This is a genomic window from Haemophilus sputorum CCUG 13788 (genome assembly GCF_000238795.1).
Taxonomy (GTDB): Bacteria; Pseudomonadota; Gammaproteobacteria; order Enterobacterales; family Pasteurellaceae; genus Haemophilus_A; species Haemophilus_A sputorum.
The window spans coordinates 1-19,634 of the sequence record NZ_AFNK01000078.1 but is presented as its reverse complement, the minus strand read 5'-3'; the positions used below and the strand labels follow the sequence as shown (position 1 = coordinate 19,634).

Below are 19,634 nucleotides of genomic sequence, written 5' to 3'. Positions count from 1 at the left end.
TTGCAAAAATAACCGCTTGTCAAATGCTAATTACGTTTTACTGCTTCAACGATTTCTTCAGCACAGCTTTGCGCTAATTCACCATCTTCACATTCCACCATTACGCGAATCAGAGGTTCAGTTCCTGATTTACGCAATAAGATGCGACCTTTGCCACTTAAACGTTTTTCAACTTCTGCAGCGACTGCTTTAACTTCTTCGCTTTCTAATGGATTTGCACCACCGGCAAAGCGTACGTTTAACAACACTTGTGGGAAGAGTGGAACCGCTTTGGCTAATTCGTTCAGCGTTAATTTGTGTTGTGCCATGGCCGCTAATACTTCAAGAGAGGCAATAATGCCATCACCTGTGGTGTTTTTGTCTAACACAATAATATGACCAGAGTTTTCCCCCCCTAATTTCCAACCACGTGCTTTAAGTTGTTCTAACACATAACGGTCACCTACGTTTGCGCGGGTAAATGGAATCGCTAATTCTTTTAGGGCAATTTCAAGGCTCATGTTACTCATTAAAGTGCCAACTACACCGCCTTTTAATTTACCGGCACGTAATGCTTCACGTGCAATAATAAAGAGAATTTGGTCGCCATCGACTTTGTTTCCTAAGTGATCAACCATGATTAAACGGTCGCCATCTCCATCGTAAGCTAAACCAACATCGGCTTCAGCTTCAACCACAACACGTTGTAATGCTGAAACATCAGTTGCACCACATTTTTCATTGATGTTTAAACCGTTTGGATGTGTACCAATCTCAATAACTTCTGCACCTAATTCGCGCATTACATTTGGGGCAATATGGTAGGTTGCACCATTTGCGCAGTCGACCACAATTTTATAACCTTTTAAATTCAGGTGAGATGGGAATGTACCTTTACAGAATTCAATATAACGACCAGCGGCATCGTTAATTCGGGTCGCTTTGCCGAGTTCTGCTGAAGCAACACAGTCCATCGGCTCTTCAAGTAAAGCTTCAATCGCTTCTTCAACTTCATCTGGTAATTTTTCACCGATAGATGAGAAGAATTTGATACCGTTATCGTAGTAAGGGTTGTGTGAAGCTGAAATAACAATACCTGCTTCTGCACGGAAGGTGCGAGTTAAATAAGCAATTGCTGGCGTTGGCATTGGGCCGACGAATGCAGCTGAAAGGCCGGCAGCGGCTAAACCTGCTTCAAGTGCAGATTCCAACATATAGCCAGAAATACGGGTATCTTTACCAATTAGCACTTTTTTAGTGCCTTCGGTTGCGAGTACTTTACCTGCAGCCCAACCTAATTTGAGGGCAAACTCAGGAGTAATTGGAAATTTTCCTACTTCGCCACGTACACCGTCGGTGCCAAAATATTTTCTTGCCATAAAAACCTTCTTGAATAAATGAGAGTTAAAAAGTTCTAATAACGAGTTTAGACGTCATTTTTTGCTAATAATTCCTGAATTTCTGCAGGAATTTGCTTTGGATTCGGAATAAAAAGCTGCTTGTGTCGTTGTAATTCGCCTTTTTCAAGCAAAATCGTACTTTTAGGGACTTTAAACAGCTTACTTAAAAATTTCAATAAATGCGCATTGGCGGCACCTTCTACGGGTGGTGCCGTGATAGCAATTTTTAATTCATTATCGTGTAACCCAACAATTTGATCTCGGCTCGCTTTGGGTTGCAGAAAAATGCGTAGCCGTAAACCATCAGGCGCATCTAGCTTTTCGACGGGCTTCATTAAGCTAGCGCCCAAACTGCACCAAATAGTGAGTAGAAAAGCTGATTTACAAAAATCAGAATAAACCCAAGTACCATCACAGAAAAGTCTAACATACCAGTTCTTGGTAAAATACGGCGAATCAGGCCTAAAACGGGTTCAGTAATTTGAGCTACCACATAATCTAGCGGATGATTTCCTTGAGTCACCCAACTCATGAGCGCACGAATTAGCGTGGTAAAAAAGAGAATTTGCCCGAAAATTTTTAACACACCTAATAAAGCCATAAACACACCAAGTGTGATTGGGGCAGAGTAAGCCACTAATTTTTCAATGACTAATACGATAACCGTTAATAAAATCGCGGCAAAGTTAATGCCTTTCACGGTTGGAATAATGCGTGTTAGTGGATCTACCACAGGCGCGGTCATCCGTAATAGTGTTTGAGAAATGGGAAGATGAACAGGAACACGGCAGAATTGGAACCAACTGCGCAACACTAAAATAAAGCTAATAAAGCCAGTAATAATTGTTAAAATTTGAATGAAAAAGGTATCCATAATTTTCTCTTGAGGGTAGATAAACAAGCGGTCAATTCTTAGCAAACTTTTGCAAAAAATTGACCGCTTGCTAGATCAGCAATTAAGACGCTGTTGGGTAATCCCACCAAATATCGAATAATTCGCTGATTTCGATTTGGGTTAAACCATTGTTTTCTAACCAAGTTTTTACTAAAGCTTGGTGAGAAGCATCACATTTGCCTAATTTTTCTAAGCAAACTAAACCTTCCCAATGTAAATAGCCGCTGCCTTCATAAGCTAAGCCGTTTGGTTTGATTACTTCGTTAATGAAGCGATCTACGACAGTATCGATTTGGTCGATGCCAGTATTATCTGCAAATTGGAATTTCACTAAAAAACCTAGTTCTTGGAACTCGGCTAAGTGCATTTTTTTACGTTGACGTGCATTACGTTGAATTGCCATGTTGATTCTCCTATCTCATCATTACACCTAAATGGTGTGCAAGCTATTATCTTAGCGGAGTCTGCCTATGATGTAAAACAAAACCCCTGAATCTGTGGTTTAAGTGTGAAATAATTTAATCATTGCTTGTGATTTACGCGCAATTTCTTGCCATTCCGCTTGTGGTTCTGAACCCGCAACAATACCTGCGCCCGCATAAACAATCAGTTTATTGCCGTGAACTTGGGCTGAACGCAAGGTCACACAAAATTCACTTCGCTCAGGGCTAACGAAACCTAGTGCACCAGCATACCAATTACGTTTAAATGGCTCAGTTTGGGCAATAAATTGTTTTGCGGCTAAGCGTGGTAAACCTGCAATCGCTGCGGTGGGGTGAAGGCGACTTAAACAGCGCATATCACTTACCCCAGTTTTAAGTGTGGTACGAATCGGGCGGCGTAAATGCTGGACATGGTTAAGACGTTTGATTTCTGCCTGCCCAACTTGAAAATCGTCCACTTCATCAGCTAAGTGAATGGCAATATCTTCCACAACTAGCTGGTTTTCAATTTGATTTTTGGTGTCGTTTAATAACCATGCTGCATTGGCTTCAGTTTGTGTATTTTCGCTTGAAGCAGCAACGGTTCCCGCCAGCGCCTCAGTAAAGAGTTGGTTACCTTCACGGGCATAAAGCCGTTCAGGCGTAGCGCCAAGGAATGCTTGTTCGCTGTTTTCTGCCCATAAAAATTGGTAACAACCAAGATTGGTTTTAAGACTTTCTTGGAGCAAATCATAAGGCGAAATCGGGTGCGCAAATGATAACGTATAAGCATTTGCCAAGACGACTTTACTAAATTGGTGCGCATTAATAGCATGAGTGGCTTGCTCAACATGCGCTTGCCAAGCGTCTTCACTGATGGCTTCTTGACGATTTAATAGCGTGTTGGGCGCAAATACAAGCGGTTCAATTTTTTCAAAATTTGCAAAAAATAGCGCAAGTTGTCGTTGTTCAGAGGCTAATTGATCGCTATCGATATAAAGCGTAAAGCGTAATTTTGCTGCCTGTAGCTCTCCCATTAAGCGCGGCAGAATAAAGCAAGCTTTACCTTCAAACGCTACTCGCCCAAGTAGCGTAAAGCCAGTTTGTGAAACAAACTGTTGAGCCAGAGCTTTATCATCAAAATAGATCATTTGCCCCATACCGATAAGCGTTTGAGGGGCATCTCGGTGTTGCAAAAAGTAATGCGGAAAACTGTGTGACTGAGCTTTTAACCAACCGAGTAAAGAAAAATCAGCATCCGTTAATTGCCATTCAGCCGTCAGCGCAACAACGCCTTGATTAGCGTGAAGTTGTGCCATTTGCTCACAAAGTTGTTGCTTTAATTGGGTTAAAATCGACATGCGTAAAAAGGTGAAAATCCACCGCTTTTTATGGGAATATTAAAAAGGCTATATTTTAACGTATTTTCTCTTTAAATTCCTCTAAAATCGGAGTAGAGTTGCAGCATTTTACACAGCACCATTTTTATATAGTTTATATAGGAAGAGATATGGAACGTTTTCCAAAATCAAACAAACTCGCTCAAGTGCGCTATGACATCCGCGGCCCGATTCACAAAGAAGCACTACGTTTAGAAGAAGAAGGCAATAAAATTTTAAAACTTAACATCGGCAACCCTGCGCCATTCGGTTTTGAAGCACCGGATGAGATTTTAGTTGATGTAATTCGTAACCTTCCAACCGCCCAAGGCTATTGTGATTCCAAAGGGCTTTATTCTGCGCGTAAAGCGATTGTGCAATATTACCAATCTAAAGGCATGCGCAACATGGATGTAAACGATGTTTATATCGGTAACGGTGTATCAGAATTGATTACGATGTCTATGCAAGCATTGCTTAATGAAGGTGATGAAATCCTTATTCCAATGCCAGACTATCCACTTTGGACGGCAGCAGCGACATTAGCTGGCGGTAAAGCGGTGCATTATTTATGTGATGAAGAAAACGAGTGGTTCCCTGATATTGCTGATATTAAAGCTAAAATCACGCCAAATACTAAAGGGATTTTAATCATCAACCCAAACAATCCAACGGGTGCGGTGTATAGTCGTGCCGTGTTGTTAGAGATTGCTGAAATTGCTCGTCAGCATAATTTAATTATTTTTGCAGACGAGATTTATGAAAAGATTCTTTATGATGGTGCGGTTCATCATCATATTGCGGCTCTTGCGCCAGATGTGTTAACCGTAACTTATAACGGTTTGTCTAAAGCGTATCGCGTGGCGGGTTTCCGTCAAGGTTGGATGGTGTTAAATGGCCCGAAAAACCATGCAAAAGGCTTTATTGAAGGCTTAGATATGTTGGCTTCGATGCGTTTATGTGCAAACACACCAATGCAACATGCTATTCAAACTGCATTAGGTGGTTACCAAAGTATTAACGAGTTTATTTTACCTGGTGGGCGTTTATTAGAACAACGTAACAAAGCGTGGGAACTACTTACCCAAATTCCAGGGATTTCTTGTGTGAAACCGAAAGGAGCAATGTATATGTTCCCGAAAATTGACACTGAAATGTTTGGCATTAAAGATGATGCAAAATTTATTTACGATTTGCTTCAAACTGAAAAAGTGTTATTGGTACAAGGTTCAGGTTTTAACTGGCATAAACCGGATCACTTCCGTGTTGTAACCTTACCTTATGTTCACCAATTAGAAGAAGCTATCGGACGTTTAGCAAGATTCTTAAAAACCTATAAACAGGATTAGTTCTCCTGTATTAATCTTATCAAACGATCTTTTCTCACTTAGAAGGGCGTGTGGTGCACGCCCTTTTAACATTAAAAACACCCTATAAAATATTTATTGAGGAAAGATTAAACAAGAATATTATTGGATAATTTATGTTAAAAGGTGTTTCGTTTTCCCTTTTTGCTTCCTTACTTTTCGGGTTAATGTATTACCTCGCAATTCATTTGCGCCCTTTATCTGGGGAAGGGGTTTTTGGCATTCGAATGGTCGTTACCTTACCTTTTCTATTTTTATCACTTTTTTTATTTAAACAAACAGATGCTTTTTTAGCCTTCTTAGCACGAATCAAGCAACAGCCTAGTTTATTGCTAGTGATGTTGTTGACCTCTTCCATAGTCGGTTCGCAAATGTGGCTTTTTTTATGGGCACCGAATAGTGGAAAAGCCATTGAAGTCTCAATGGGCTATTTGCTCATGCCGATTGTGATGGTGGCGTTTGGGCGTTTTATGTATAAAGAGCCTCTTTCTCGTCTAAAAAAATGGGCGATTGGCTTTGCGCTTGTTGGGGTGTTGAGCAATATTCTATTGACAGGGAAACTTTCTTGGGAAAGTTTGTTTGTTTGCACAGGTTACCCGATTTATTTCCACTTGCGCCGTAAATTCGGCATCAGTCATTTACATAGCTTTGTGCTAGAAATTGTTTTCCTAATTCCTATTTCACTTTATTTTATGCAGCAAGTGGATATGGCATATATTGAAAGTGAAAATAGCCATATTTATGTTTTCATTGCATTATTAGGCTTAATTAGCGGATCGGCGCTCATTTCCTATACGATAGCAAGCACGATCTTACCGTTTAACGTGCTTGGACTTTTAGGTTACGTTGAACCTTGCTTTATGCTAATTATCTCTTTTTTAATTGGCGAAAGACTGGCGCAAGAGTCTTATTTGTTAATGAGTTCATTGTTAGTGGCAATTTTATTACTCACGTTAGACGGGCTTTCTGTTTTACGCCGACAACGCAAACATTTTAAACGCGGTTAGAACTTTATGTTAAAAGGCATACTTTGTTGCATGAGCGCCAATTTTCTATTTGGGTTGGGCTACTATTTTGCTATTTTGCTGCGACCATTAAGTGGCGAGAGTATGTTTGGCTATCGTATTTTTGTGTTAGCCCCTTTTATTTTATTAGCGATTATTTTGTTTAAACAAGCGGGTAAATTTTCAGAACTTTTGCAAAAAATTCGCCAAAATCCACCGCTTGTATTGCTCATTGCGCTTTTAGCTTTTATTCAAGGCTTTCAGTTATGGCTCTTTTTATGGGCACCAAATAATGGACAAGCGATTGAAGTTTCTATCGGTTATTTATTATTGCCGATTGTGGCTGTGGCGTTAGGGAAAATGGTCTTTAAAGAACGATTCACCACACTAAAATGGCTTGCGATCAGTTTTGCAGCATTGGGCGTGTGCTCAAATATTTGGTTAACGGGCACTTTTTCATGGGCAACTTTAGCGGCAGGGGTTGGTTACCCTATTTATATTACTTTGCGTCGTTATTTCCAAATCAACAATCTTGCGACTTTTTTTGTAGAATTGCTTTTTATTATGCCTTTTGCAGCTTATTTTGCTATGCAAACGAATGTAGACGAAATGGTCGCGCAAAATCCGTTTCTGTTTTATTTTCTCGCGTTGTTTGGCATTGTAAATGGTGCTGCATTTATTCTTTATATTGCTTCAAGTAATATGCTCCCTGTCAATGTGTTAGGCATGTTAGGCTATGTTGAACCGCTTGTGATGTTATTTATTTCCTTCGCTATTGGGGAAGTCTTAGAGGCAAAATCTTACCTTTTAATGATTTGCCTTGCTTTCGCAATTGGTTTATTAACACTCGACAGCTTTAGACGAAAATAATCGGAGAATCATGATGCAAGATATTGTTAATTATTGGGGATTTCTGACCGCTTGTATTTTGCTGAATCTTACTCCGGGTTCGGATACTATTTATATTATTACCCGCACGATTGCAGAGGGAAAAAAATCAGGTATTGTCTCATCTCTCGGGATCCAAACTGGCATGCTCATTCATGTTCTTGCTGTTTCATTTGGTCTAGCTGGCATCGTTGCTCATTCACCAATGTTATTTATGGGCTTAAAATATGCGGGCGTGCTTTATTTACTTTATCTTGGTTTTAAAATGTGGAAAGAGCCGCTTAATGTAGATTCAGTTATGCTGGATAAATTGCCACTGGCTAAAATTTATCGCCAAGGTGTGCTCACAAATGTCTTAAACCCAAAAGTTGTGCTATTTTTCTTAGCATTTTTGCCTCAATTTGTTAGTGCTAATTTAGAAAATACCTTTCTGCCGTTCTTATTACTTGGGCTGACCTTACTTGGTACCAGTACTGTTTGGGTTATTGTACTGGTTATGGCGGCTAGTCCGTTAGGTCATTTTTTACGTTCCAGCCCAACGGTCGGAAATTTCATGAATAAAATCTGTGGCACGATTTTTATTGGCTTGGCTGTTAAAATCGGGCTAGATCGTTAAAGAAATCGATGAAAATTGTTCGTATCGCACTTCCTGTGCCATTAAACCGCTATTTTGATTATCTGCTGCCTGAGACGTTAAGCGTTGAAAAAGGTTGCCGTGTCGTTGTGCCTTTTGGTCGCCAAACACAAATTGGCATTGTGGTGGATTTCCCTCAAGAAAGTGATTTGCCCATTGAAAAACTCAAACCTATTCAAGCAGTGTTAGATAAAGATTCGCTCTTTGATACAGAGATAGAAAAACTTTTGCACTGGGCGGCAAATTATTATCACGGTGCAATCGGCGAAGTATTGTTTAACGCATTGCCAGTTAAATTGCGTAACGGTGAAGTGGCTGAGCGTAAACAGCTAGATCATTTTATAGTAACTGAAAAAGGCAAAATTGCCTTAACCACAGGCGAAAACAAGCGGGCGAAAAAGCAGGAAAATTTGCTAAAAATATTGGCGGGTTTCAATGCGCCGTTTGTAAAATCTGCAGCGTTTTCAGCATCGGCTTGGAAAGGGTTAATAGAAAAAGGCTACATTGCTCAATTTGAGCAGCCTTATGTAGCGGAAAGTTGGCAAAAAAAATTAGAAAATCGACCGCTTGTCAACAGTCAAAATCGTCTTGTTCTAAACAAACAGCAAACGTTAGTAGTTAGTCGCCTTTCTTATACACAAGGGTTTGAAGCCTTTTTGCTTAATGGTGTTACAGGTTCTGGCAAAACAGAAGTTTACCTACAAGCGATTGAGAGTGTGCTCAATCAAGGTAAGCAAGTGCTCGTGCTTGTGCCTGAAATTGGTTTAACACCTCAAACAGTACAACGTTTTAAGGCGAGATTTCATGTTGAAATCGATGTGTTACATTCGAATTTAAATGAAACCGAACGGTTGAATGCGTGGTTGCGCGCAAAAAATGGCGAAAGTGCGATTGTGATTGGCACGCGTTCGGCGCTATTTACTCAATTTGCCGATTTAGGCATGATTATTATTGATGAAGAACATGATAGCTCATTTAAACAACAAGAAGGATGGCGTTATCATGCCCGCGATTTAGCCATTCTACGGGCGAAAAATTTACAAATTCCCATTGTTTTAGGATCGGCAACGCCAAGTTTAGAAAGCATTCAAAATGCGAAAAGTGGCAAATATGTTGAGCTTACCCTTTCCGCTCGGGCGGGTGGATCACAAAATGTAAAACATCAAGTGATTGATTTAAAAACTCAACGGGTTAATGCGGGATTATCTGATAGCCTATTGGCAATGATGCAAAAGCACCTTTCACAAGGCAATCAAGTCATGTTGTTTCTCAATCGCCGTGGTTTTGCACCTGTGTTGCTATGTCATGAATGCGGTTGGATGTGTGAGTGTGAAGCGTGTGAGAAACCTTATACCTACCACCAAAAACAGCGGGTTTTACGTTGCCATCATTGCGCTGCGCAAAAAGTTGTTCCTCGCCAGTGCGGGCATTGTGGCTCAACCAATTTAGTGACCACTGGGGTGGGAACAGAACAGCTGGAACAAGTATTAGCTGAGAAATTCCCTGATTACCAAATTAGTCGAATTGACCGAGATTCTACGGCAAGAAAAGGGGCGTTAGAGGCAGAGTTGCAAGCCATTCGTCAGGGTAAAAGCCAAATTTTAATTGGCACGCAAATGTTGGCGAAAGGGCATCATTTCCCGAATGTGACTTTGGTCGCAATTGTGAATGTGGATTCGGCTCTGTTTTCTACCGATTTCCGTTCAGAAGAGCGCTTGGCGCAGCTTTATTTGCAAGTGGCAGGCAGAGCAGGAAGAGCTGAAAAACCGGGAGAAGTGGTATTACAAACGCATTATCCTGATTATCCTTTGCTAAAAGTATTGCTCAATGAAGGCTATGAGGCTTTTGCACAAAGTGCATTGCAGCTTCGTCAAACCATGCAGCTGCCGCCGTTTTGTGCTCAAGCGTTATTTCGCGCAACAGGTAAACATAACGAGCAAATTGCAAATTTTCTGCAAAATCTGACCGCTTACTTTCAGCAAAAGACGGTTGAATTAGGGTTTCAAGGAATGCAAATTTTGCCACCTTTTTCGGCGCCAATGCCAAAAAAAGCAGGTGCTTACCGTTGGTTGTTGTTGATTCAACATCCTTCTCGCCGTCTATTGCAGCAGCTTTTAGCGCAATTTGAGCAAGATAAGGCAAACCTTGCGATACCAAGCTCAATTCGATTGAGCTTAGATGTTGATCCGCTAGAGTGGAATTAAATCAGTTTAAACAGGCAGCTATGTGCTGCCTGAGAGATTAAGAAGAGAGGGCGGATTCAGGAAAGATTCGTTCTAATAATAAATAACAGCCTTGAATAATCCAACCGACAGAAAGTGCGAATAAAATCGTGCTGATACCGAAAGTGCCACCAAGCCAAATCCCAAAAACGCAGACGCCCACTTCGATAGCTGTACGTACACGCCCTACTTGCCAGCCATAATGTTGACAAATACCGACCATTAGTCCATCACGCGGGCCAGCACCTAATTTACACGAGAGATAAAATGCAGTGCCGATGCCAAAAATGAATAATCCAGCTAACATCAGTGTAAATTGCCCTGCTATGCTTGGCGGTGTTGAGATAGTTTTGGTTGTAAGATCCGCAAAAAAGGCAATAATCAAAATATTCAAAATGGTGCCTAAACCAAAGCGTAGTTTAAATGGAATCCATGCCAGTAAAACTATCACGCTAATCAGCCCAATTGCCATGCCTAGCGACATGCCTGTTTGAAGAGATAAGCCTTGTGAAAGCACTGTCCAAGGGGCATTGCCTAGTTTTGATTGCACTAAAAATCCCTCTCCAACGCCCATAAATGCCATTGCTACAGAAATAATCAGTAGCGTTTGCCATTTTAATGACCATTGATGTGGTGCAGCCCATGGCATAAGTGGAATTGGAGATTTTTTAGACATACATTTCACCTAAAGAAAAGAGCAATTCAACTATAACATAAAGCATTGAAATTGTTAGATCAATTTGGCATATCAAATGGAGAAATACTTTTTTTTGCTTAAAATCTTGAAAAAAAAGGAGATTTTTTAACAGAAAATAGGTATAGTAGTGTAACTTTATGTTTGGGTGCTGATTTTTTATTTAAAAATTAGTAAAGATTATTTAGTTTTGAGGTGTTTATGGGTGCACTAAATAGCCTTCTAGGAATTTTTGTGTTGCTTTTTATTGCTTTTTTATTTTCAAACAATAAAAAAGCAATCAATTATCGTACAGTCTTCGGCGCATTAGGATTACAAATCGGCTTGGGCGCATTAGTTCTTTATGTAGAACAAGGTCGTGCGTTTTTACTAGCGTTAGCAGATGGCGTCAATAACGTTATCGGGTACGGCTTTGAAGGGATTAAATTCGTCTTTGGTGGTTTAGCCAGCGATAAAATCTTCGAAGTAATGGGCGGTGATGGTTTCATTTTCGCAGTCCGTGTTCTCCCTTCAATTGTGTTCTTCTCCGCATTAATTTCTCTTCTTTACTATATTGGTGTAATGCAATGGATCATCAAAATCATTGGTGGTGGCTTGCAAAAATTATTAGGCACTTCAAAAGCAGAATCTATGTCAGCAGCAGCGAATATTTTCGTTGGTCAAACTGAAGCTCCATTAATTGTTAAACCTTATATTAGCAACATGACTGAATCTGAACTTTTCGCAATTATGAGTGGTGGTTTAGCTTCAATTGCCGGTTCTGTAATGGCAGGTTATGCAGGTATGGGCGTGCCATTAACCTACTTAATTGCCGCTTCATTTATGGCTGCACCAGCAGGTTTATTATTTGCGAAAATTTTAGTACCGCAAACTGAACAATTTAATGATGACATGTCTAAAGTAGAACTTGAAAAACCATCAAATATTCTTGATGCAGCAGCAGGTGGTGCAAGTTCAGGTATGCAATTAGCCTTAAACGTAGGCGCAATGTTAATTGCATTCGTTGCATTGATTGCTTTATTAAATGGTATTTTAGGTGGCGTAGGTGCGAAGTTCGGTATGCCAGAATTATCACTTGGTATGCTATTTGGGTGGATTTTCAGACCACTAGCTTGGGTAATTGGTGTACCTTGGGAAGAGGCAACAGTTGCGGGTCAAATGATTGGTACTAAATTAGCAATTAACGAATTCGTAGCTTATTTAGACTTTTCGAAATACTTAACACCTGAAGCACCAATGGTATTAAGTGAAAAAACTAAAGCCATTATTACTTTCGCATTATGCGGCTTTGCAAACTTTAGCTCGATTGCAATCTTAATCGGTGGTTTAGGTGCAATGGCACCAAACAGACGCGGAGATATTGCGCGATTAGGGATTAAAGCAGTACTTGCAGGTTCCCTTGCGAACTTGATGAGTGCAACCATTGCTGGTTTATTCATCGGCTTAGGCGGCGCAGTCTTATAATTTAAAATCAACACCACGACTTGTTCGTGGTGTTGTGCTATATGGCAAGCGAAAACGTTTGCGTTATTTGAAAAATTTTTTTAACCCGACTGTATAGTCATTTTTATAGAGGATTAAATTATGCCAACTCCACATATTAACGCTCCTGAAGGCGCATTTGCTGACGTAGTAATCATGCCAGGCGATCCACTTCGTGCAAAATATATTGCAGAAACTTTCTTAGAAGATGCAAAACTAGTTACCGACGTGCGTAATATGTTCGGTTTTACTGGTACCTATAAAGGTCGTCGTATTTCTGTAATGGGACACGGTATGGGTATTCCATCTGCTTCTATCTATACGAAGGAATTAATTACCGAATATGGCGTGAAAAAAATTATTCGCGTTGGGACTTGTGGTTCAGTTCGTCATGACATCCATGTTTACGATGTTGTTATCGGCCTAGGTGCGTGTACTGATTCAAATGTAAACCGTATTCGTTTTAAAAACCATGACTTTGCAGCAATCGCAGATTTCAACATGGTAGCAGCAGCAGTTGAAGTAGCTAAAGCTAAAGGTGTTGATGTAAAAGTAGGTAACTTATTCAGTGCTGATTTATTCTATACACCAGATCCGGAAATGTTTGACTATATGGAAAAATATGGCATCGTTGGTGTAGAAATGGAAGCGGCTGGTGTTTACGGTGTTGCTGCGGAATATGGTGCAAAAGCCCTTGCAATTTGTACGATTTCAGATCACATCCGTACTCACGAAGTGACAACAGCAGAAGAGCGCCAATTAAAATTCAATAACATGATTGAGATTGCATTAGAGTCTGTGTTAATCGGCGATAAACAAGACTAATTTAGAATGGATAACATCCCTTAACTTTTTAGTTAAGGGATTTTTTTATGGGGTAAAGAATATACATGCATAAACTAAGCATAATTATTCATTTTTGTTGAATTTTTATGAAAATAAGCCTACACTGAATACATTCAATGATGTGGAGGGGAATAATGAGCAAATATAAAATTTTTGTTGATGGCGCAGTTGGCACCACAGGGTTACGTATTTTTGAACGTTTAGGGGCAGCAGAAGATATTGAATTACTGAGTTTGCCTGAATCAGAACGTAAAGATCTCTCTGCACGTTTAGCAAAAGTCGCTGAAGCAGATTTAACTTTTCTTTGCTTACCTGATGAGGCTGCAAAAGAATTAGTGGCTCAAGCGCCTGAAACGGCAAAAATTTGTGATACTTCTACGGCTCATCGTGTGAACCCAAATTGGGTTTATGGGTTTGCAGAATTAACTGGGCAACATGAAAAAATTAAAACGGCTAACCGCCTAGCAGTACCAGGTTGTCATGCCACAGGGTATATTGCTTTGGTTCGTCCGTTAATCGAAAAAGGCCTTTTAGCTGCGGATTACCCACTTTCTTGTCACTCCTTAACAGGCTATTCTGGTGGGGGAAAAGCGATGATTGCAGAATATGAAGCAGATATTCGGGCTGAAAAATATGATGCACCACGTGCTTATGGGCTAAGCCTTACCCATAAACATTTGCCAGAAATGCAAGCGTTAACTGGTGCACAACAACCTCCAATTTTTACCCCTGTTGTGGCTGATTATTATAGTGGAATGCTTGTAACTGTGCCGATTCCACTTTCTGCGTTACAAGCAGTCAAATCTGGTAAGCAAATTGCAAAAATGTTAGCCGATTATTATCAAGGTGCGCCATTGATTCAGGTGCATCCTTTTGCACAATTACCTGAAGATGGCATGCTCAATGCCAATGCATTAAGTGGCAAAGATAATCTAGAAATTTTTGTTTATGGTAATGCAACTCAGCTACTTTTAGTGGCTCGTTTTGATAACTTAGGCAAAGGGGCTTCAGGCGCTGCGATTCAATGTATGAATATTATGCTGGGTCGTGAAGAAACTGCTGGATTGGCGTTATAACAAGGAAAAATGATGCAAACACAAGAAATCTATCAACTTGCAAATCTTTTTGAAAAATCGACCGCTTGTTTAGCAAAATGGCAAGGAAAAACCGTCGTTGTGAAATACGGCGGGAATGCAATGCTGAATGAAGCATTGAAGCAATCAGTGATGCAAGATATTTATCAACTCAATGCTTTAGGTATTCGGATTGTTTTAGTCCATGGTGGTGGGCCAGAAATTTCGCAAGGTGTGAAATTACTAGGCAAAGAACCAACATTTATCAATGGTTTGCGAGTGACCGATGCAGATACTATCAATGTAGTTTTGCAAATGTTAGCAGGCAAAGTGAATAAGAGCTTGGTTGCTATGTTGCATGGAAAAGGAATTGGACTGTGTGGCATTGATGGTGCAATGTTGCAATGCAAAAAATTACAAGCTGAAGTTGATTATGGCTTTGTTGGCGAGATTACTAAAGTAAATCCGCAGCTGATTCAATTGGCATTAGATTCTGGCTTTATTCCAGTTATTTCTACTGTTGGGGTGGATCAAGAGGGACAAGCTTACAACATTAATGCAGATACTGCAGCAAGCGAAATTGCGATTGCATTAAAGGCTGAAAAATTGGTATCGATGACTGATATTGCAGGCTTGTTACGCGATCGTTTTGATGAAAGTACGTTAATTTCACAAGTGACGCGAAAAGAAGTAGAGGCATTAACCCAAGCGGGCGTCATTGCGGGAGGAATGATTCCTAAAATTGCTTGCTGCACCGAATTTTTACAAGCGGGAGGAGAAGAGGCGAGCATCATTGATGGTCGAGTCGATCATGCTATTCTGATTGAATTGCTTGGTAGCGTTGCACATGGTACGCGGTTTATTCCTTAGTCTTTCATTATAAAAGAGAAAAATATGACAAACACACAAATTAAACAATTAGATCAAGATTATATTGCACAAACTTACGGTAGATTTGATGTTGCGCTCTCACATGGCAAAGGCTGTGAAGTGTGGGATTTTGATGGCAAACGTTATCTAGATTTTACCAGTGGCATTGGTGTGAATAGCCTAGGTTGGGGCAATGAGCAGTGGTTGAAAGCGGTGATTGAACAAGCCAGTCAATTAGCGCATACCTCTAACTTATTTTATACCGCACCTTCAGCACAGTTAGCTAAGAAATTAGTGAACGCAAGCGGTCTAAAACGGAGCTTTTTTTGCAATTCAGGCGCTGAAGCAAATGAAGGGGCAATTAAGACGGCGCGTAAATATAGCCATGATAAATATGGCGATGGACGAGCCACAGTATTAAGTTTGGTAAACTCATTCCATGGACGTACTATTTCAACGTTATCAGCGACTGGACAAGCTGTTTTTCATCAGCACTTTTTCCCGTTCACGCAAGGGTTTGAGCATTTGCCTGCAAATGATTTGGAAGCCTTAGAATCCCGTTTAGCACAAGCGGATGTTTGTGCGTTAATCCTAGAAATTGTACAGGGTGAAGGCGGTGTTTGCGCATTAAGTGCTGAATTTTTAAAAGGCGTACAAGCATTATGCCAAGCGAAAGATGTATTGCTGATTATTGATGAAGTGCAAACAGGGATCGGGCGAACTGGTTCATTGTTTGCTTATCAACAATTTGGTTTAGTCCCTGATATTGTGACTCTTGCTAAAGGACTTGGTGGTGGTTTACCTATTGGGGCTTTCTTATTAGGCGAAAAAGTAGAGAATACGCTAGGCAAAAGCGATCATGGTTCAACATTTGGAGCAAATCCAGTAAGTTGTGCCGCAGCGAATGCTGTACTTGAGAGCATTGATTCGGCATTTTTGCAACAAGTCCAATACAAGGGCGAAATATTACGTCAGGCACTTGAAGTACTTCCGCATGTTAAATCAGTTTCAGGCATGGGATTGATGCTAGGTGTAGAATTTGATGAAAAGGTTAAAGCCGCTGATGTGGTAGCAAAATGTATCGAAAAAGGTGTGCTTTTCCTGACTGCAAAAATGAAGTTACGCTTGCTTCCACCGTTAATCATTAATGAAGAGCAAATAGCTGAAGGGATAAAGGTGTTAAAAAGTGTGCTAGCGGAAATGTAGTTATACAATAAATAAGGTGGGAGAACCCCACCTTAAAATTGACTATTTGTATTCAAAAATTACTCTTGGCGTAAGCTTAGTAATGAGCTCATAGCTAATCACGCCAATATGTTTAGCGACGTCTTCAATTAAGAGATCTTCCCCCCAGAAAATAACTTCGTCCCCGACTTTATCTTGGCTGTCTGCACCGAGATCAACCGTCAGCATATCCATGGAAACACGACCAACAATCGGTACAATTCGTCCATTTACTAAAACGGGTGTGCCTTCAGGTGCGTTACGAGGATAACCATCACCATAGCCCATTGCAACCACACCAAGCTTGGTGTCTTTCGGGCTAACCCAAGCGCCACCATAACCAACAGGTTCGCCAGCTTTGTGAGTACGAACGGCAATAAGCGAAGAGGAAAGCGTCATAACAGGTTTAAAGCCTAAATTCGTTATTGGGGTATAGTGAGGCGAAATGCCATGCATAATAATGCCAGGACGAACCCATTCGTAATGCGCGCTTGGCCAGTAAAGAATACCACTTGAGGCAGAAATACTGCGTTGATGTTCAGGGTAAGGCGCAGTTGCCGCTTCAAAGGTAGCAATTTGTTTTTCGGTATAACCGCAGTCTAGTTCATCTGCACGGCTAAAATGGCTAACGAAACTAATGCTTTCAACTAATGAACAGGCTTTTAAACGTTGATAGAATTGATCGACTTGTTCAGGGTGGACGCCAAGACGGTGCATACCCGTATCGATTTTTAACCAAACATGAATGGGAAAATAAATTTTTGCTTTGCGTTTCCAAAATCCTTTTTGTTGTTCTTCATTCCATTCTTTTGCTACTTGTTCTAATAACTCAAGTTGCTCCATGCAGTGAATAACGGTATCAAAACGGCGAGAGAGCGTTTTTAACAATTCTTCCCGATCAAAAAAACCTTCAACCAATAAAATTTTGCCTTGGTAGCCAGTTTCTTGAATTTCTAGTGCTTCACGCAAACGAGCTACACCGAAACCATCAACTAAATCACATAATGCATGTGCTGCGGGTAATAAACCTTGCCCGTAAGCATTGGCTTTAATCATGGCGAGTAATTTTTGTTGAGGCGCAAAAGATTTAATGAGTTCAATATTATGACGAAGGGCTTGTTGGTTGATTGTTGCAATTGCAGGTTTCATGAGTTTTGTTTAAGTTGAAAATTAATGTGGTGGTTATTATACGCCTGCTCGGAATAAATGGACAATCTAGAATGAAAATTGGATAATTTGGCTATTTTATCATTATTGATTTATCGCCTATGCTAGCGTTACTTGAAGATCTCAAAGCTGAAAAATGGCTCTCTGAATTAAATTTCCAATTTGCCAAATTTATTGATCGAAAACAGCAGCCTTATCATTACACGCAAACTCAGCAAAATTTAGCAATATTACTTGCTGCGTTGCTTTCTTACCACATGATGCAAGGTCATACAGCGATGCATTTAGAAACGGCGTTGAAAAATCCGTTTGGTTTATTGGCAAATAAGAGTGAACGAGATTTCTTGGCAGAAATTTTGCAAAAAATTGATCAAATTCCACCGCTTGAATGGCCGAAATATTTAAAAGATCATATTGCCTTTAGTGATTCACCAGAAACAGTTGCGCCGATGTTGTTTCAAGGCGAGCTTGTTTATTTTTACCGCTATTGGCAATCTGAAAATTGCGTCGCAACCTATTTACAGCATGCGGTGAGTTTGCCACAAGAGAGCAGCTCAAGTGATTGGGCGTTTGAGCGGGCGGTTTTAGAAAAGCTTTTTCCAGAAAAACACCCCGATATTAATTGGCAAAAAGTGGCAGTTGCAACAGCCTTAAAAAATCGCTTTAGTGTAATTTCTGGCGGGCCAGGAACTGGGAAAACCACAACAGTAGCGAAGCTTTTAGTTGCGCTTCAAGAAAAACAACAGCATCAACAACAACCATTATTTAACATTGCTTTAGTTGCGCCCACGGGTAAAGCGGCAGCAAGATTAAAAGAGTCGTTGCATCAAAGTTTACAACAAATTGAAACTGATATCGCGATTGAAACATCAGCATCAACGATTCATCGCTTACTTGGTATTCGTCCGCAAAGTGATTTACCAACTTATCATCAACAAAACCCACTTCCGATAGGGCTGTTAGTGGTTGATGAAGCTTCAATGATCGATTTAACGTTGATGGAAAAATTGATGAATGCTCTAAAACCGCAGGCAAGACTAATTTTATTGGGAGATAAAGATCAATTAGCTTCGGTTGAAGCTGGCGCAATTATGGGGGAACTCGGTGATTTTATTACTCAAGGATACAGCCAAGCACATTGTGACTATTTGAATGCAGTAACGGGTGAGAAATTACAATCAAGCGGACAAGCTTCGGCAATTAGTGATTCACTTTGTCACTTGCGAAAAAGTTATCGATTCCACGAGCAATCAGGTATTGGGCATTTGGCTGCATTAGTCAATGCTCAGCAAGCGGGCAAATCTTGGGAGATTTTTGCAAATTCAGATTTTGAAGATTTAGCCTGTGTGGAGTATCCATCAGTAACCGACTTTCCAGACAAAGGGCAATGGCAAGCATACTGTCGTCAGTTAATTATAAAAAAAGCAGTTGAATCTTATCGCGCATATTTAATGCTTGCAGCCAAGCGAGAAAGAGATCCCAAAAGTGTTTCAATTAGTGAGATCTTTGCTGCATTTCAACGCGTGAGATTTTTATCAGCATTACGAGTGAGTGAATTTGGCGTAGAGAGCCTGAATCAGGGGATTGCGGAAGCGTTACGTCAGGCAAGATTGATTCAGTTTAATCATAGTCGGGATCGTTATCATGGAAAACCAATTTTAATTACCCAAAATTCTCCAATGAATCAGGTTTATAGTGGGGATATTGGGTTGATCCTTTATGATGAAGAGAAAAATTTGCGCGTTTATTTTGATACATTGCAAGAAAATGGCGAGCATTATAGTTTGTCGCTTAGCCGCGTACCTGATTTTGAACCAGCTTACGTGATGACAGTGCATAAATCTCAAGGATCAGAATTCGAAGATGTCTACTTTATAATGCCATTGAATTTTTCACCGGTAGTGACAAAAGAATTGATCTATACTGCGATTACCCGAGCAAAATCGCATTTTACCTTGTTCAGTGCACAAAAAACTTGGATTCAAGGTGTTAAAAGTGCCATCGAACGACAAAGCGGACTAGGTGCACAATTAAACCGCATGATCGGATAAGAAATTGTTCTGATCGGTTTAAATGTAAACAATCAGT

The 19,634-nt window shown here is 40.3% G+C and carries 18 protein-coding genes; 11 read left to right on the top strand and 7 right to left on the bottom strand.

From position 1 onward, the window contains the following. Window positions 1-26: 26 nt before the first annotated feature. The 5 genes from glmM to HSP_RS0109240 form a co-directional block, all read right to left on the bottom strand. Window positions 27-1,358 (bottom strand): phosphoglucosamine mutase, encoded by a 1,332-nt coding sequence (gene glmM, locus HSP_RS0109260; protein WP_007526317.1) that lies wholly within the window; start codon window positions 1,356-1,358, stop codon window positions 27-29. A 47-nt stretch (window positions 1,359-1,405) separates the two neighbouring features. Beyond that, window positions 1,406-1,714 (bottom strand): DUF167 family protein YggU, encoded by a 309-nt coding sequence (gene yggU, locus HSP_RS0109255; protein WP_007526421.1) that lies wholly within the window; start codon window positions 1,712-1,714, stop codon window positions 1,406-1,408. Further along, window positions 1,714-2,253 carry a YggT family protein gene (locus HSP_RS0109250; RefSeq protein ID WP_007526362.1) on the bottom strand — a complete coding sequence of 180 codons (540 nt, stop codon included), beginning with the start codon at window positions 2,251-2,253 and terminating at the stop codon, window positions 1,714-1,716. The genes yggU and HSP_RS0109250 overlap by 1 nt, the downstream gene beginning before the upstream one ends. 82 nt (window positions 2,254-2,335) lie before the next feature. Then, entirely contained in the window at window positions 2,336-2,677 is a 342-nt protein-coding gene (locus HSP_RS0109245; RefSeq protein WP_007526399.1) for a YggL family protein, read from the bottom strand. Between the two features lie 99 nt (window positions 2,678-2,776). Then, window positions 2,777-4,057 (bottom strand): isochorismate synthase, encoded by a 1,281-nt coding sequence (locus HSP_RS0109240; RefSeq protein WP_007526360.1) that lies wholly within the window; start codon window positions 4,055-4,057, stop codon window positions 2,777-2,779. 149 nt (window positions 4,058-4,206) lie between these two features. On the opposite strand from HSP_RS0109240, the gene HSP_RS0109235 reads away from it, so the two are divergent. The 5 genes from HSP_RS0109235 to priA all read left to right on the top strand — a co-directional run bounded on the left by HSP_RS0109235 (window position 4,207) and on the right by priA (window position 10,172). Beyond that, complete coding sequence (locus HSP_RS0109235) at window positions 4,207-5,424, top strand: pyridoxal phosphate-dependent aminotransferase (RefSeq protein WP_007526357.1); 1,218 nt, start codon at window positions 4,207-4,209, stop codon at window positions 5,422-5,424. A 134-nt stretch (window positions 5,425-5,558) separates the two neighbouring features. Further along, complete coding sequence (gene rarD / locus HSP_RS0109230) at window positions 5,559-6,449, top strand: EamA family transporter RarD (RefSeq protein WP_010129947.1); 891 nt, start codon at window positions 5,559-5,561, stop codon at window positions 6,447-6,449. Window positions 6,450-6,455: 6 nt separating this feature from the next. Further along, window positions 6,456-7,316, top strand: a complete 861-nt coding sequence (gene rarD, locus HSP_RS0109225) for an EamA family transporter RarD (RefSeq protein ID WP_081466979.1) — start codon at window positions 6,456-6,458, stop codon at window positions 7,314-7,316. A 13-nt stretch (window positions 7,317-7,329) separates the two neighbouring features. After that, window positions 7,330-7,950: a LysE family translocator gene (locus tag HSP_RS0109220; RefSeq protein WP_010129945.1), complete on the top strand. Its 621-nt coding sequence runs from the start codon at window positions 7,330-7,332 to the stop codon at window positions 7,948-7,950. Between the two features lie 8 nt (window positions 7,951-7,958). Next, the gene (priA, locus tag HSP_RS0109215; protein WP_010129944.1) at window positions 7,959-10,172 is read left to right on the top strand and encodes a primosomal protein N'; all 2,214 of its coding nucleotides are present in this window, start codon (window positions 7,959-7,961) and stop codon (window positions 10,170-10,172) included. A 37-nt stretch (window positions 10,173-10,209) separates the two neighbouring features. Here priA and yczE read toward each other — a convergent pair whose 3' ends face one another. Next, window positions 10,210-10,866 carry a membrane protein YczE gene (gene yczE, locus HSP_RS0109210; RefSeq protein WP_007526289.1) on the bottom strand — a complete coding sequence of 219 codons (657 nt, stop codon included), beginning with the start codon at window positions 10,864-10,866 and terminating at the stop codon, window positions 10,210-10,212. Window positions 10,867-11,085: 219 nt separating this feature from the next. Here yczE and HSP_RS0109205 point away from each other — a divergent pair, with 219 nt between their 5' ends. From HSP_RS0109205 to HSP_RS0109185, 5 genes are all read left to right on the top strand, one after another. Continuing rightward, entirely contained in the window at window positions 11,086-12,348 is a 1,263-nt protein-coding gene (locus HSP_RS0109205; protein ID WP_007526343.1) for a NupC/NupG family nucleoside CNT transporter, read from the top strand. A gap of 120 nt (window positions 12,349-12,468) precedes the next feature. After that, complete coding sequence (gene deoD / locus HSP_RS0109200) at window positions 12,469-13,191, top strand: purine-nucleoside phosphorylase (RefSeq protein ID WP_007526416.1); 723 nt, start codon at window positions 12,469-12,471, stop codon at window positions 13,189-13,191. 155 nt (window positions 13,192-13,346) lie between these two features. After that, window positions 13,347-14,288 (top strand): N-acetyl-gamma-glutamyl-phosphate reductase, encoded by a 942-nt coding sequence (gene argC, locus HSP_RS0109195; RefSeq protein ID WP_007526346.1) that lies wholly within the window; start codon window positions 13,347-13,349, stop codon window positions 14,286-14,288. A gap of 12 nt (window positions 14,289-14,300) precedes the next feature. Continuing rightward, a complete protein-coding gene (gene argB, locus HSP_RS0109190; protein WP_007526287.1) occupies window positions 14,301-15,155 on the top strand; it encodes an acetylglutamate kinase in 855 nt (284 codons plus the stop codon). A 24-nt stretch (window positions 15,156-15,179) separates the two neighbouring features. After that, the gene (locus HSP_RS0109185; protein WP_007526298.1) at window positions 15,180-16,361 is read left to right on the top strand and encodes an aspartate aminotransferase family protein; all 1,182 of its coding nucleotides are present in this window, start codon (window positions 15,180-15,182) and stop codon (window positions 16,359-16,361) included. Between the two features lie 42 nt (window positions 16,362-16,403). On the opposite strand, the gene alr is transcribed toward HSP_RS0109185, so the two are convergent. Further along, entirely contained in the window at window positions 16,404-17,528 is a 1,125-nt protein-coding gene (gene alr, locus HSP_RS0109180) for an alanine racemase (RefSeq protein WP_007526386.1), read from the bottom strand. 119 nt (window positions 17,529-17,647) lie between these two features. Here alr and recD point away from each other — a divergent pair, with 119 nt between their 5' ends. Beyond that, window positions 17,648-19,597, top strand: coding sequence for an exodeoxyribonuclease V subunit alpha (gene recD / locus HSP_RS0109175; RefSeq protein WP_007526380.1), 1,950 nt, complete (start codon window positions 17,648-17,650; stop codon window positions 19,595-19,597). The last annotated feature ends 37 nt before the right edge of the window (window positions 19,598-19,634 follow it).